13 protein-coding genes are annotated in these 14,477 nt (G+C 63.9%); 3 read left to right on the plus strand and 10 right to left on the minus strand.

Features of this window, described 5'->3' with window-relative positions; genetic code table 11:
- Window positions 1-8: 8 nt before the first annotated feature.
- The 5 genes from PDMSB3_RS13425 to PDMSB3_RS13445 form a co-directional block, all read right to left on the minus strand.
- Entirely contained in the window at window positions 9-584 is a 576-nt protein-coding gene (locus PDMSB3_RS13425; protein WP_007181231.1) for a TMEM175 family protein, read from the minus strand.
- 136 nt (window positions 585-720) lie between these two features.
- A complete protein-coding gene (locus tag PDMSB3_RS13430; protein ID WP_007181229.1) occupies window positions 721-2,121 on the minus strand; it encodes an FAD-containing oxidoreductase in 1,401 nt (466 codons plus the stop codon).
- 126 nt (window positions 2,122-2,247) lie between these two features.
- On the minus strand, window positions 2,248-2,436 hold the full coding sequence (locus PDMSB3_RS13435) for a hypothetical protein (RefSeq protein ID WP_007181228.1): 189 nt from the start codon (window positions 2,434-2,436) through the stop codon (window positions 2,248-2,250).
- A gap of 225 nt (window positions 2,437-2,661) precedes the next feature.
- The gene (locus tag PDMSB3_RS13440) at window positions 2,662-4,971 is read right to left on the minus strand and encodes a putative bifunctional diguanylate cyclase/phosphodiesterase (RefSeq protein ID WP_007181227.1); all 2,310 of its coding nucleotides are present in this window, start codon (window positions 4,969-4,971) and stop codon (window positions 2,662-2,664) included.
- A gap of 252 nt (window positions 4,972-5,223) precedes the next feature.
- Window positions 5,224-5,883: an SH3 domain-containing protein gene (locus tag PDMSB3_RS13445; protein ID WP_165186596.1), complete on the minus strand. Its 660-nt coding sequence runs from the start codon at window positions 5,881-5,883 to the stop codon at window positions 5,224-5,226.
- A 296-nt stretch (window positions 5,884-6,179) separates the two neighbouring features.
- On the opposite strand from PDMSB3_RS13445, the gene PDMSB3_RS13450 reads away from it, so the two are divergent.
- On the plus strand, window positions 6,180-6,770 hold the full coding sequence (locus tag PDMSB3_RS13450; RefSeq protein ID WP_007181225.1) for a lysozyme inhibitor LprI family protein: 591 nt from the start codon (window positions 6,180-6,182) through the stop codon (window positions 6,768-6,770).
- 121 nt (window positions 6,771-6,891) lie between these two features.
- Here the strand turns inward: PDMSB3_RS13450 and PDMSB3_RS13455 are convergent, their stop codons facing one another.
- A complete protein-coding gene (locus tag PDMSB3_RS13455; protein WP_007181224.1) occupies window positions 6,892-7,434 on the minus strand; it encodes a nucleoside deaminase in 543 nt (180 codons plus the stop codon).
- Between the two features lie 42 nt (window positions 7,435-7,476).
- Window positions 7,477-8,607, minus strand: a complete 1,131-nt coding sequence (locus PDMSB3_RS13460) for a BMP family ABC transporter substrate-binding protein (RefSeq protein ID WP_165186598.1) — start codon at window positions 8,605-8,607, stop codon at window positions 7,477-7,479.
- A gap of 266 nt (window positions 8,608-8,873) precedes the next feature.
- Here PDMSB3_RS13460 and PDMSB3_RS13465 point away from each other — a divergent pair, with 266 nt between their 5' ends.
- Window positions 8,874-9,623 carry an SDR family oxidoreductase gene (locus PDMSB3_RS13465; protein WP_007181222.1) on the plus strand — a complete coding sequence of 250 codons (750 nt, stop codon included), beginning with the start codon at window positions 8,874-8,876 and terminating at the stop codon, window positions 9,621-9,623.
- 79 nt (window positions 9,624-9,702) lie between these two features.
- On the opposite strand, the gene PDMSB3_RS13470 is transcribed toward PDMSB3_RS13465, so the two are convergent.
- Both PDMSB3_RS13470 and PDMSB3_RS13475 read right to left on the minus strand, forming a co-directional pair.
- Window positions 9,703-10,011, minus strand: coding sequence for a helix-turn-helix transcriptional regulator (locus PDMSB3_RS13470; protein WP_007181221.1), 309 nt, complete (start codon window positions 10,009-10,011; stop codon window positions 9,703-9,705).
- A gap of 19 nt (window positions 10,012-10,030) precedes the next feature.
- Window positions 10,031-11,464 carry an aminotransferase-like domain-containing protein gene (locus PDMSB3_RS13475; RefSeq protein WP_007181220.1) on the minus strand — a complete coding sequence of 478 codons (1,434 nt, stop codon included), beginning with the start codon at window positions 11,462-11,464 and terminating at the stop codon, window positions 10,031-10,033.
- A gap of 167 nt (window positions 11,465-11,631) precedes the next feature.
- Here PDMSB3_RS13475 and PDMSB3_RS13480 point away from each other — a divergent pair, with 167 nt between their 5' ends.
- The gene (locus tag PDMSB3_RS13480; protein WP_165186600.1) at window positions 11,632-13,947 is read left to right on the plus strand and encodes an FdhF/YdeP family oxidoreductase; all 2,316 of its coding nucleotides are present in this window, start codon (window positions 11,632-11,634) and stop codon (window positions 13,945-13,947) included.
- 24 nt (window positions 13,948-13,971) lie between these two features.
- Here the strand turns inward: PDMSB3_RS13480 and PDMSB3_RS13485 are convergent, their stop codons facing one another.
- Window positions 13,972-14,475, minus strand: a complete 504-nt coding sequence (locus PDMSB3_RS13485; RefSeq protein WP_165186603.1) for a M48 metallopeptidase family protein — start codon at window positions 14,473-14,475, stop codon at window positions 13,972-13,974.
- Between the last annotated feature and the right edge of the window lie 2 nt (window positions 14,476-14,477).

Consider the following 14,477-nt stretch of genomic DNA (forward strand, 5'->3'; position numbering starts at 1 on the left):
CGCCGCGCTCAGGCTTCCAGCACGTGTTCGATGCGCCGGTCCGGCACCAGCCACCAGGCGGCGGCAAGCGTATAGAGCGCGGCCGAGGCCCACGGCACGACAAAAGCCAGCGCAATGCCCGCCAGATAGATCACCACCGAGACCTTGCCCTTGAAGTCGTTGCCGACCGCTTTGGCAATCGTCGAGTCCTTGCCGTGCTCGCGAATCAGCACGCGCGTCAGGATGAAATATGCGATCGCCGACATGAACAGCACCACGCCGTACATGGCGGTCGGCCAGGAGGCCAGATGGTTTTCGCCGACCCAATGCGTGACGGCCGGCAGCAGCGACAGCCAGAAGAGCAGATGGAGGTTGGCCCACAACACGGCGCCGTTGACCTTCTGCACCGCATGGAACATGTGATGATGATTGTTCCAGTAGATGCCGACGTAGATAAAGCTCAGCACGTACGCGCAGAACACGGGAAGCAGCGGACGCAGCGCCGCGAGATCGAAGCCTTCCGGCACCTTCAACTCGAGCACCATGATCGTGATGATGATGGCGATCACGCCATCGCTGAAGGCTTCGACACGTCCTTTGCCCATCGGTTGGATTCCTGATGATGAATACGGTTGAGCGCACCGCTCGCCCGCGCCCCGCGGACGACCCGCGCCGCTGCCGATTATGTGCGATGCCGCGCCGCTTTGTCGACGTGTTCCAGACCGGCTCGCGTGTTGAAACTCACTTCATGGGCTTGAGCCCGTCGAGCAAGGTCGGCACCAGTTCGCTGATGGTCGGATGAATATGCATGGCGTACTGCAAGGTCGGATACGGCGCGCCCGCCGCCATGATGTCGATGAAGGTATGAATCGCCTCGTCGCCTTCGATGCCGTGAATGGCCGCGCCGAGAATCTGCCTGCTCTCGCTGTCGACCATCACTTTCATGAAGCCGTCGGTCTCGCCGCGTTCACGCGCGCGGCCCACCCGCGACATCGGCATGGTGGCGATCAGCGCGGCGCGGCCCGATTTGCGCACCTCGGCCTCCGAAGCCCCCACGCGTGCCAGCGGCGGATCGACGAACACCGCATACGCCATGATCCGCGTATCGACACTGCGCGCGCCGCCGTCGAGCAGATTGGCGGCGACGATCTGAAAGTCGTCGTAGGACGTGTGGGTGAAAGCACCACGCCCGTTCACGTCGCCGATGGCCCACACGCCCGGCACGTTGGTCCGCAACTGGCCGTCGACCGGAATCGTGCCGTGCCGGTCCGTCGTGATGCCGGCGGCCGCGAGGCCGAGATCGTCGGTATTCGGCGCACGGCCGGTGGCGAACAGCAGGTGCGACGCTTCGAGCGCGGGAATGTTCTGCTCGAAGCCGATACACACTTCGTTCGGGTGATGCGGATGCGGCTCGACCCGCGAAGGCTGCACACCAAAGCGGAACTCCACACCCTCGCGGGCGAGCACCTTGTGCACGGATTCGGCAAAATCGGCGTCCTCGCGGGTCAGCACGCGTTCGCCGCGCACCAGCACCGTCACACGGCTGCCGAAACGGCGAAAGATCTGCGCGAATTCGAGCGCGATATAGCTGGCGCCGACAATCACCAGATGATCCGGCAATTCCGTCAGCTCAAGCAGGTTGGAGTTGGTGTAGTAGCGAATCCGCCCGAGACCTTCGAGCGGCGGCACGACGGCGCGCGTGCCGGTATTGATGAAGATTTCGTCGGCGCTGATCTCCTCGAGCAGCTTGCCGTCCGGACCGCTGATAGAAAGCGTATGCGCGCCGGTGAAGCGCGCGTGGCCGTTGAACACGCTCACGTTCTTCGCGCCGCGCAGCCATTTCTCGACGCCGTCGCGCGACTGCCCGATGATACTGTCCTTGCGCGCCTTGACCGCGGCCAGATCGACGCTGATCGCGCCGCTCACCTGCACGCCGAGTTCCGCGCAATGGCGCGCGACATGCGCTGCGCGAGCGCTTGCGACATAAGATTTGGTCGGCGTACAGCCCACGTTCACGCACGTGCCGCCGAAGGCCCCGCGCTCAATGACCGCGGTTTTGCGGCCGCTTTGACCGAGACGCACCGCAAGCGGCGAGCCGCCTTGTCCCGTACCGATTACGACTGCATTGAAGTGCTGTGGCATGGCAACGCTCCCGTGGCTGGAGTGCAGGTCGTAGCATCTTACCCTCCACGCCTCGAATCACCACGCCGGGTTGTCGATTGCCTCAGTTTGTTGCCCGTTTTTGTTGCCCTTTGCCGTGCGCGACGCTCAGTCGTGGCAATGCGCAGCGCAGATCAATTCACGCGAGCGTTGCAGCGCGGCCTGCGCGCCACGGGACGCCATGACCCAGCCGACCTGGCCCAGGTTGAAATCCTGCGACACCATCACCTGCATGAGGGCGACCATCGGCAATACCACCGACGGCCGGTAAAGCTGGTTCCTGATCAAAGCTGGCATGACAACAACTCCCGTAGCGCGGCGCCGCTTCGGCTTCGCGCTGATTCACGTTTCGATGGGAGGATTGTAGGGAGACTGTAGTCGCGGATAAATACCGCTAACGCGAAGGCACTTGTTTGTCAAACCGAACAATCAAGTCCGGACGCGGGCGGCCGGGCGCGGCGGGTTCCCGCGTCCGCGAGGCCAGGCAAGGCGCCGGGCTGGCGCGCGAGGCCGCCGGCCGGCTCAGGAGGCGTCGGCGAGACCGACCTGCGCGTCCCACAAACTGCGGGCATACGCGCTGGCCCCGACCGGGCGGCTATAGAAATAGCCCTGCTGCTTGTCGCAGTCGATCGCGCGCAGAAAGGCCGCCTGTTCGGCGGTTTCCACTCCTTCGGCGGTGACGTTCATGCCGAGCGAGTGCGCCATCGCCACCACCGCCTGCGTAATCGCAATGGAATCGCGATGATCCGGCAAGCCGACGACAAACGAGCGATCGATCTTCAGGTTATGCAGCGGAAAGCGCTTCAGATAAGACAACGACGAATAACCGGTGCCGAAATCGTCGACGGAAATACGCACCCCCATCGCGTTCAGCGCGCTCAGCATAGGCAAGACGGTTTCGCTGTCGCTCATCAGCAGCCGTTCGGTGATCTCCAGTTCCAGCGCCGCCGGTTCGAGTCCGGTTTGTATCAGGCAGCGCTGGATGCGCTCCACCAGGCCGTCGTTGAACTGCCGGGGCGACAGATTCACCGCGACGATCAGTTCGGGCGCCAGCGTGCGCCGCCATTGCGCCACCTGTTCGCAGGCCCGAGCCAGCACGAAGTTGCCGATCTCCACGATCAGCCCCGCGTCTTCGGCCACGGGGATGAATTCCACCGGCGACACGTTGCCCAGCTCGCTGTTGTACCAGCGCAGCAGCGCCTCCGCGCCGATCGTGCGGCCGTCGTGGCTATCGACGATTGGCTGATACACGAGGCTCAGCTCGTTGGCGGCGAGCGCGCGCCGCAGCGACTGTTCGATCGTGAAGCGGCGTTGCAACTGCCGGTTCAGCTCGGCGGTGAAGAACTGGAAGTTGTTGCGGCCGCGCTGCTTGGCGTGATACATCGCCGAATCGGCGTTGCGCAGCAGCGTGGCCACGTCCTGCCCGTCTTCGGGAAAGCGGCTGATGCCGATCGACGCGCCCAGATAGTACTCGTTGTCCGCCACCGCGAACGGCACCGCGATCATGTCGAGAATGCGCTGTGCGAGGCCGATCAGATGCCCGGTATTTTCATACGCGCTGACCACGATCACGAACTCGTCGCCGCCTACGCGCGCGAGCGTGTCCTCGGTCGAGATGCACGCCGCGAGCCGCTCCGCCACGCTGCATAGCAGGGAGTCGCCAGCCTCGTGACCGGCGGTGTCATTGACCTTCTTGAAGCCGTCCAGGTCGACGAACAGCACCGCGACGCTCGCCAGTTCGCCCATGCCGGAAGACGTATCGAGCGAGAACAGATCGCGCAGCCTCTCCGTCAGATAGGCGCGGTTATAAAGGCCGGTGAGCGAATCGCGGGTGGCGAGGAACTTGAGCTGCCGTTGCGCTTCGCGCACGGGGCCGATGTCGGTAAACGAGATCAGCACCGAACTGGGTTCGCTCTCGCCCGGCTTGATGATCGGCACCACGTTCTCGGTGATCCAGACGATGTCGCCGCCAATCAACTCCACGCCGATCGTGACGCCAAGCATGGGTTTGCCGGTTGCCAGCACCTGGGTGGTCGGGCGAACCGCCTCGGTGACGACCGAACCGTCCTCGTGATAAGCGCGCACCATCACCGTGTGAATACTGCGGCCGACGATCTGCGGCGTTGCCCGCAAAATGCGCTGCGCGCTCGGATTGCAGGCCAGAACCACGCCTGCGCGCGACTGCACGACGATCCCTTCGATCAGGTGATCGACTACCAGGCGGTGATGCTCCTCGCTGTGCGCGAGCCGCTGCGCCATCGTGTCCTGATGCACCGCCAGACCCACGCTGCGGCTGATATCGCGCAGCATGGCCTCTTCTTCGGCGCTGGGACGGCGCGACTTGCGGTAGTACACCGCGAATGCGCCGAGCACCGCGCCGGAATCGTTTTCAAAGGGCACCGACCAGCAGGCTCTGAGGCCGAGCGGCAACGCGAGGTGCCGGAAGTCGGCCCACAACGGATCGGTTTCGATATCTTCGACGGCGATGAGCCGCCGCTCGAACATGGCGGTGCCGCACGAGCCGGCCTGCGGACCGATCGCCACCCCGTCGATCGCCGCGCTGAAGTGTTTAGGCAGCGACGGCGCGCCGCCTACTCTGGCGTGCATGCCATCGGCGTCGAGCAGCAGGATGGAACAGGACGCGCCTTCCCCCAGCAGCGCTTCCGCGCGGCGGCATACTTCGTCCAGCAATTCCGGCAGCGGCGTGTTGCGTGTAATCAAACGCAGCACCGTGCGCTCCGAGGCCAGCACCCCTTCGGCGAGATTCGCGCCGTAGCGGGTGCCCTCAGGCGCCGCTCCCATCGTGTTTTCTGATGTCGCTTCGCAAGTCATTTGTGCGCCCCCTAACCCGACATCGGCAACTTAGTGTACGCGGCACACGGGGGTTTACGCGAGCGGTGCGAGTGTATTCTTCGCACATCGCGGACCGTTCCGGTGGTCTGGCCTCGCCGTTGTCCGACCGGATATTGCCGTTGTCGGGACAGGATGACGGTATCCGCTATCGCCTGATGGTGAGTTGAAACACGAACCCGCTCCGGCTTGTCACGACGACTTCCCGGGGTGAGGCCGGCGGCGTGGGCTCGATCAGCCGTGCTGGTCCGGTGGGCGCCCTCCACCACCGCCTCGTCCGCCGCCACCGTTTTCACCACCCGGCGGCCTACCACCAGCGTTACCCTGCTGGCCGCCCGGTGGCCTACCACCGACGTTCCCCGGTTGCCCGCCCGGTGGCCTGCCACCGACGTTCCCCGGCGGTCTCGCTCCGCCGTGCCCCGGCGGCGGCCCACCCGGCGGACGGCCACCCGGCGGCCTGCCGGCGCCAGGGCGCGGCGGAGGCGGCGGCGGATGATGCGCCCAGCGCGATTGCTGGCCGTACCACGGCCTCCCGCGATAATAGTTGCCCCAATACGTGCCGATCGAGAACGTCACGATCGGCAGGCCGATCACCGTGCCGTACGTCATCACCGGCACGTTGCCGCCCTGATAGGGATAGCTGAGCCGCCCGGCATAGACCCAGCCGCGCAGGTCCGGCGCGGCGACATCGCACCACTGATAGTTGCTGATGCACCCCATCACGGTCACCGGCACGCCGCCCGGCAGTTGCGTCACGATCGGGTAATCGGAGGCCGGACCCGCCCGCACGTTGACGGTGCCATTGGTGTAAGCCTGCGACTGGGCGCAGGCTGCGGCCGGCAACGCCAGCACGCCAGCCACCGCACAAAGACATCGAACGAGGCGTTGTTTCATTCTTTCTCCCGATTCAAGGCCGTGTTCCGCTGCCGGTCCGCCTTGCTAGTGTGTCATGAGTGCTGCTTCTTTCTTGCGCAACTCACCGCGCTGCTGCGAGACGCATTTATTCAAAGACTGGACGCACGGCGCATGCCTGAACGCGTTCATTTCCCCTTTCTCGACGCTCCCGCCGTCCCCGTCAGGCAAGATCTGGTAACCACCCTGCCGAAGTCACGCGTTTTTCGGGCGTCCGGGTAACGGCAATCCGGCCGATCATCCGTTGCATGAAAAAACCATGCACTGGCCCGACCGCGATGAACCGCCTCCGCCCGCTTCTGCTTGCCGCGCTGATGCTCACGCATCCGCTCGCCCACGCCGCCAGCTTCGACTGCAACCGGGGGCGCTCGCTGACCGAGAAAATCATTTGCAGCGACCCCGCGCTCTCGAAGCTCGACGACGCGCTGGGGCAACTGTACTGGAAAGCACGGCGAAGAGTCGCCAACCGGCGCGCCTTTCTCACCGATAGCGACAGCAAGTGGGCATGGCGGGAAGGCAATTGCCGCGATGCGGCGTGCCTGGGGACGTGGTACGCGACGCGTATCGAAGAGCTGCAAAAGCTCGTGGAAAGCCTGCAAGCGGGGACGCCGCCGCCAGTTGCAACACCGTCCGCAAAGCCGGCCGAACCGGCCACGCGGCGCACGCCGCTCACGGCGCCCGTGCAAGCCGTCGGCATGGCGACGCATCAGTGCACGGCGGCCAATCCTGGGATCGTGGTGAACGAACAGTGTTCCGCCGTACTCAAGAAGAACGGCAGTCAATGGAAATACCCGCCGCATGACGGCGACTGGTTCTGCGGCGTCGCCATGCTGGCGCCGGCGCAATTGCAGGTGGACGCTGCACAATAGGAAGCTGTCGCGCGTGCGGGCCGCGCTGCGGGCATGCATGGACGCTCGCTTGCGCGAGACCCGCGAGCAACGCCGCCTCAATTCCGCAGAAGCGCCGCTCTCGCGAAATCATGAAATACCGCTACCGGCTACTCCAGAATCGACGCTGAACTCCCATCACCTCGGCCTCCATCTCAGCTACCGGCCCGATCACCTCGACCGGTTTCTGGCAATGATCGAAGACATACCGGCAATCCACGCTCATGGTCGGATTCTCGGCGTGATCGCCGGTCGCTTCCAGCAACCGCTTTTCGGTCATGCCGAACACGACCCGGCCGATATTGGCCCAATACATCGTCCCGGCGCACATGCAGCAAGGCTCGACTGACGTGTACAGCGTGCAACTCCACAAATACTCCGGCGTGAAGTTCAGCGCGGCCACGCGTGCCAGCACCGACTCGGCGTGATTCACCGTGTCGACGTTGCCCTGCTCCATCAGCACAGTCTCCTGGTCCGGGCCGACCAGCACCGCGCCGAACGGATGATGCCCTAGCAGCGTCGCCCGTTCGGCCACCCGGCTCGAATGCCGCAGATGCCGCACCATCTGCTCGTGCGTGGGCGTCAAACCCTGCGGCGGATAGTTCGCGGCCGCTGCGGCGGCCTGCGTCGAGACGGTCGGACTCACGGGCGATCTCCTTGAATAATAGTTAGATTAGCGAAGCAAATTTCACTTCGGCAGTGAACCGTCCACACCCTGCACGAACCAGTTCAAACGCAGCAGTTCCGGATCGCTCAGCGACTTGCCGGCGGCGACCTTCACCGCGCCGGACTGATCCATGATCGGACCGGCAAACGGATTGAACTTGCCGGAAATGATGTCGTCGCGCTTCTGGCTCAAGGCTTTCTGCGCGGCCGGCGAAACGGCTTCAGTATTGATGTCGGCGAGATCGATCGCCTTCTCTTTCAGCCCCCACCACACCGGCGAGTTGTTCCATGTGCCCGACATCACCTGCTCCACCAGATGCGTGTAGTACACGCCCCAGTTGCTCACGCATGCGCCCAGTTGCGCATTCGGCCCGAACTTCTTCATATCCGAGTCCCAGCCGAACGCATGCACCTTCTTCTGCTCGGCGGTCTGCATGGTCGCGGTCGAATCGGTGTTCTGGATCAGCACGTCGGCGCCCTGGCCGATCAGCGTTTCAGCGGCCTGCTTTTCGCGGCCCGGATCGAACCAGCTATTGATCCACACCACCTTCACGCGCGCTTTCGGATTGACGGAGCGTGCGCCCATCGTGAACGCGTTGATGTTGCGCACCACTTCGGGCACCGGCACCGAGCCGACAAACCCGAGCGTGTTCGACTTGGTCGTATAGCCCGCGACGAGGCCGGCCAGGTAAGCGCTCTGATAGGTGCGCACGTCATAGGTGGCAAAGTTGGCGGCTTTCTTATAACCGGTTGCATGCTCGAACACGGTGTCCGGGAAGTCCTTGGCGACCTTCAGTTCGAAATCCTGAAACCCGAAGCTCGAGCCCACCACGATCTTGTTGCCCTTGGACGCCAGATCGCGAAACACGCGCTCCGAATCCGCCGACTCCGGCACGTTCTCGACGCGCGTCACCTTGACCTTGTCGCCGAATTTCGCCTCGACCTCTTTCACGCCCTGTTCGTGCGCATAGGTCCAGCCGGCGTCGCCCGGATTGCCGAGATAGACGAAGGCGATGCCGATCGGCTGCGTGGTGGCGGCCGCCGCGCCCGCGGCGCTGAACGCCAGGGTCGCGCCAAGCGCCGCGGCGAGTACGGTTCGAACGGTTTTGATGCGCAGTGAATGATGCAGCGCTCGCGCCAGCGTGGTTTTCATGGATTCTCCGAAGATGGTTGAAGGTGCCTGCCCCAGCGCTCGGGATGACCCGGGCAAGGCTCCAGCATAGGGGGCCATATTCGAAGGCCAATTTCAGCAGAAAAATTATTATTCGTTATCCCGCCCATAACGAAACCCGTATTCTGGTCTCTGGGGAACATGTTCGACGCCTTCGAACGAGTGCATCGGCAAAGTGGTACGACAAGCACCTTCCGCAGGCGCAATATCACTCTCACCAACCCGCAAAACTCTTTCGGAGAAACAAAATGACCCGCTTCCAGAACAAGTCGGTTCTCGTTACCGGCGGCAGCAGCGGCATCGGCTTCGCCGCGGCCAAAGCATTCGCCGATGAAGGCGCCCGCGTCGTCATCACCGGCCGCGACGCCGCCGCGCTCGAAGCCGCCAGAGCGGCGCTCGGCGCCAATGCCGTCGCGGTGCGCAACGAGGCCGGCTCGGTGGCCTCCGCGCATGAACTGGCGGCGGCGGTCCGCGCGGCCGGCATCCGGCTCGACGCGGTCTTCGTCAATGCCGGCACGGCAAAATTCGCGCCCTTCCCGGACGTCGACGAAGCCTTCTGGGACGCGATGTTCAACACCAACGTCAAAGGCGCCTACTTCCAGATTCAGGCACTGTTGCCGCTACTCAATCGCGGCGCGTCGATCGTGATCAACGGTTCGATCAACGCCCATATCGGCATGCCGGCGTCGTCCGTGTATGCGGCGAGCAAGGCCGCGGTGATTTCGCTGGCGAAGACGCTGTCATCGGAATTGCTGCCGCAGGGCGTGCGCGTCAACGTCGTGAGCCCCGGCCCGGTGCAAACGCCGTTGTACGGCAAGCTCGGCCTCGACGCCGCCGCGCTCGAAGCCACCGCCGCGCAGATTCTCGGCCAGGTGCCGGTCGGCCGGTTCGGCACGCCGGAGGAAATCGCCTCGACCGTGCTGCATCTGGCCGCGCCGGAATCGGCGTTTATCGTCGGCACGGAAATCATCGCCGACGGCGGTATGAGTCAGCTTTGAGGGCACGCCCAGGCGAGGCGGCCGGCGCGCACAGCGGCGGCCCGGCCCACGGCGCTGGCCCGGTAAAGCCGGGCACACTTCAATGAAGCTTCGGCGGCGGATCCGGCTGGTCCTCACCGGGAGTCTCGCCGTCGCCGAACAGTTCGGCGCACAGACTTTCGCCGAGCTCGCTCAGGCGCGCCGTCCCGGTGCCCTCCTCGCTGAAGGTGGTATGCACCAGCTCACCGTCGACGAGCGCCGTCAACTGCCGCCGCAAGCCGCTCATCGGCACGCCCGCCTGCTTCGACAGTTTGGCGAGCGACCAGGCCCCGCCCGGCGTTTCCCGATGCGCGCGCCATAGCTGTTCCAGCACGGCGACCAGCACCGGATCGAGTTCGTCGTCTTGCATGGTGAGTGTCTCCTCGTTGTCATGCCATCTGCGTGACCAGTTCGCCGAGCGTCTTCAATGCCGCCTCGGTCTGCGCCGTCCACGGATAGCTGTAGTTGAGCCGGATGAAATGCCGAAAATCGTTGCGCGTCGAAAACATCATGCCCGGCCCGACCGTAATGCTGCGTGCGAGCGCCGCCTGATAGAGCCGCATGGAATCGACGCGTTCGGGCAACTCGACCCAGAGCACGTAGCCACCTTGCGGCGTCGACATGCGCGTGCCCTCGGGGAAAAATCGCTGCACCATCGCCATCATGATGCTCGCCTGCTGCCGGTAGACCTTGCGCACGTGCCGCAGATGCCGGTCGTAGCCGTCCTGGCGCAAATAGTCGGCGACCGCGACTTGCGGCACCGACGGCGTGGTCAGCGTATTGAGAAACTTCAGCTTCTCGACCTGCGCGCGATAACGCCCCGGCAGCGCCCAGCCGATCCGGTACGACGCGGTCAGGCTCTTCGAAAACGACGCGCAATGCAGCACCAGCCCTTTGGTGTCGAAGCTCTTCAAGGTCGAAGGCCGGGTTTCGCCGAAGTACAGCTCCTGATAGACGTCGTTCTCGATCACGGGAATCTCTTGCGCGGCGAGCAGTTCCACCAGTTGCCGCTTGCGCGCGTCGGGCATGCGGAAGCCGAGCGGATTCTGGAAGTTCGGCATCACCATGCAGGCCGCAATCTTCTGTTCGGCGATCACCCGCGCGAGCGCCTCGATATCGATGCCGTCGACCGGATGCGTCGCCACCTCGATCGCGCGCATGCCCAGACGCTCGATGGCGTGCAGCATCGCGTAATAGGTGGGCGATTCGACCGCCACCGTGTCGCCGGGTTTGGCGACCGCCTGCAGGCTCAGGTTGATCGCTTCGGTCGCGCCGAGCGTGATGATGATTTCGCCGGGATCGACCGGCACACCGTTCTCGGCGTAGCGCCGGGCGATCTGCCGGATCAGCTCGGGGTTGCCGGGCGGCAGATCGTCGATCAGATTCCAGCTCGCGTGGCGCCGCGCAATCGCGTTCGCGTACTGGTTGATGCGCCGCCACGGAAACAGCGAGGGATCCGGATACGGCGAGCCGAACGGCACGGCGTCGTGCGCGCGGATGCTGCGCAAGGTGGACAGCACAAGGCGGCTCACATCCACCGCCGCAGCCACCGGCTGCGTTGGGGGCGCGGGCAGGCGGCCCGGCCGCGGCTCTTCGAGCGCCACCGACCTTGCTGCGGCGTCCCGCACGAAATAGCCCGACTGCGGGCGGGTTTCGACAATCCCACGGCTTTCCAGCAACGCGTACGCGTGCAACACCGTCTTGATACTGACGCCGTGCTGCTGGCTCGCCTGCCGCACGGACGGAATCCGCTCGCCGGCCGCGAACACGCCGTGGCGCACGGCTTGCGTTATTTCGTCGGCGAGTTTTTCGTACAGGTTCAAGGGCCTGGATCAAACAAAGACGTGGGTTGGAACGCCAGTCTATGACAAAAATCAGGCAACTGTATCCCTTCCCTTTCCAATTTTCTGTATGCTGCGCGCTTTTTGGAACACAGTAGGCTTGCACCTGTCGGCTCAACAGCCTCGTCAAGCCCGATTGGCGGCACATCATGAAGAAACCCGAAGCTCGCATCGAACCGTATACGCATCCCGCCGCCGGCTGGGGGGCGCTCAAGTACGTCGCCATCAACCTCATCAAGGAAAAGGTGACGGGCGGCGACTACCGCATGCTGCTCAAACAGAACCAGCCGGACGGCTTCGATTGCCCCGGCTGTGCATGGCCGGATCGCGAGCACGCGTCCACCTTCGAGTTCTGCGAGAACGGCGTGAAAGCCGTGGCCGCCGAGGCGACCGGCAAGCGCGTGACGCCGGCGTTCTTCGAGGAGCACACGGTTGCCGAACTGATGACGCAGTCCGACTTCGAACTGGAACAGCATGGCCGTCTGACCGACCCGCTCGTCTACGACGCCCTGCGCGACCGTTACGTGCCGATCGGCTGGGACGAAGCATTCGACCTGATCGCCGCTCACCTGAAGCGGCTCGGCGATCCGGACCGCGCCGCCTTCTACACCTCGGGGCGCGCGAGCAACGAAGCCGCGTTCCTGTACCAGTTGTTCGTGCGCATGTACGGCACCAACAACTTCCCCGACTGCTCGAACATGTGCCACGAGGCGACCAGCCGCGGCTTGCCGCATACGGTCGGCACCGGTAAAGGCACGGTCACGCTGGATGACTTCGAACACGCCGACACGCTGCTGATCTTCGGCCAGAACCCGGCCACCAACCATCCGCGGATGCTCGGTGAACTGCGCGAGTGCGCCAGGCGCGGCGCGACGATCGTGTCGATCAATCCGCTGAAGGAGCGCGGCCTGGAGCGCTTTGCGAGCCCGCAGCACCCGGTGGAAATGCTGACGATGGGCAGCACGAAGATCAGCTCCGTGTTCATTCGCCCGAAGGTCGGCGGCGATTTCGCGCTGATCAAGGGCGTCGCCAAGCGTGTGGTCGAGCTCGACGACGAAGCTTTGGCTTCGGGTCTCGAACGGGTGCTCGACGTCGCGTTCATCGCCGAACACACCGTGGGCATCGACGCATTCGCCGACGATCTGCGCGCCGAAAGCTGGGACACCATCGTCGCCGAAGCGGGCGTGCCGTTCGAAGACGTGCTGAAGCTCGCCGACATCTACGTGAAGGGACGCGCGGTGATTTCGACGTGGGGCATGGGCCTCACGCAGCACAAGAATTCGGTGCCGACGGTCCAGATCCTGTCGAACCTGATGATGATGCGCGGCAATATCGGCCGGCGTGGCGCGGGCCTCTGCCCGGTGCGTGGGCACTCTAACGTGCAGGGCGACCGCACAGTCGGCATCGAGGAAAGACCGACTCAGGCTTTTCTCGACAAGCTCGGTGAGGTCTACGATTTCGAGCCGCCGCGCGAGCATGGACTCGACGTCGTCAATACGATTCAGGCGATGCTCGACGGCAAGGTGAAGGTGTTCATCGGGCTCGGCGGCAATTTCTCGATTGCGACGCCGGACACGCCGCGCACGTGGGACGCAATGCGTTCGTGCGATCTCACCGTGCACATCACCACCAAGCTGAACCGCAGCCACCTCGTGCATGGCCGCGACGCGCTGATCCTGCCGACGCTCGGCCGTACCGAGATCGACTTGCAGAACGGTGTCGCGCAAGGGGTGAGCGTCGAGGACTCGATGAGCATGGTGCATATCTCGTACGGCATGAACAAGCCGGCGTCGGAGAATCTGCTGTCGGAGATCGCGATCGTCGCGCGCATGGCGCATGCGACGCTCGGCAGCGAGAAAGTGGATTGGCTCGCCCACGCGGCGGACTATTCGCTGATTCGCGACGGCATCGCCAAGGTGATCGAGGGGTTCACGGACTACAACGAGCGCCTGAAGAACCCTGGCGGTTTTCATCTGGGCGTGGCGTCGCGCGAGCGGATCTGGAAAACGCCGAGCGGCAAGGCCCAGTTCCTCGTGCATGCGATCGATGTGGCCACACCGATTCACCAGGCACGCAAAGCGCATGGCGAGCGGCTGATGACCTTGATGACGACGCGCTCGCACGATCAGTACAACACGACGATCTACGGCCTCGATGACCGCTATCGCGGCGTGTATGGACAGCGTCGCGTGCTGTTCGCCAACAAGGACGACCTCGCGATGCTCGGTTTCGTCGCGGGACAACGCGTGGATATCACGAGCGTGTGGGCCGATGGAATCGAGCGTCGCGCGGAAGGTTTTCTGCTCGTGGAGTACGACATTCCGCGCGGCTGTCTCGGTGCGTATTACCCGGAGACGAATCCGCTGGTGCCGCTCTCGTCGGTCGCCGACGGCGCGGGAACGCCGACCTCGAAGTCCATTCCTGTTTTGTTGACGGCTTCCGCGGTCGAGGCGGTTGCTGCCTGATGCGCGAGACCTGACGCTGGATCGTCAGGTCTGTTTTTTCTCCAATTCGCGTTGCGTCAGGTAAAGACGCAGATCGAATTCGATCTGGTGGTAACCCGGCTGCATGAACTCACAGAGGCGATAGAAAGCCTTGTTGTGGTCGCTTTCCTTCAGATGCGCGAGTTCGTGCACCACGACCATCTTCAGAAATTCCGGCGCGGCCGATTTGAACAGCGACGCTATGCGGATTTCTTTCTTCGCCTTCAGCCTGCCGCCCTGCACGCGGGAAATGCTCGTGTGCAGACCTAACGCATGGCGCACCACGTCGAGTTTGCTGTCGTAGGTGACCTTATCGATCTGCTCCGCGCTGCGCAGATGTTCGCGTTTAAGCTCGGCGCAATAGGCATAAAGCGCCCGATCTGTCTGTACGTCATGCGTATTCGGATAGCGCGCGGCGAGATACGCGTTGAGTTCGTCTTCGGCGATCAGTTTCCTGACCTTCTCCTGGAGCGCGGCTGGGTAGCCGGTGAGGTATTTCAGATGAGACATGA

It is taken from the genome of Paraburkholderia dioscoreae (genome assembly GCF_902459535.1).
GTDB lineage: Bacteria > Pseudomonadota > Gammaproteobacteria > Burkholderiales > Burkholderiaceae > Paraburkholderia > Paraburkholderia dioscoreae.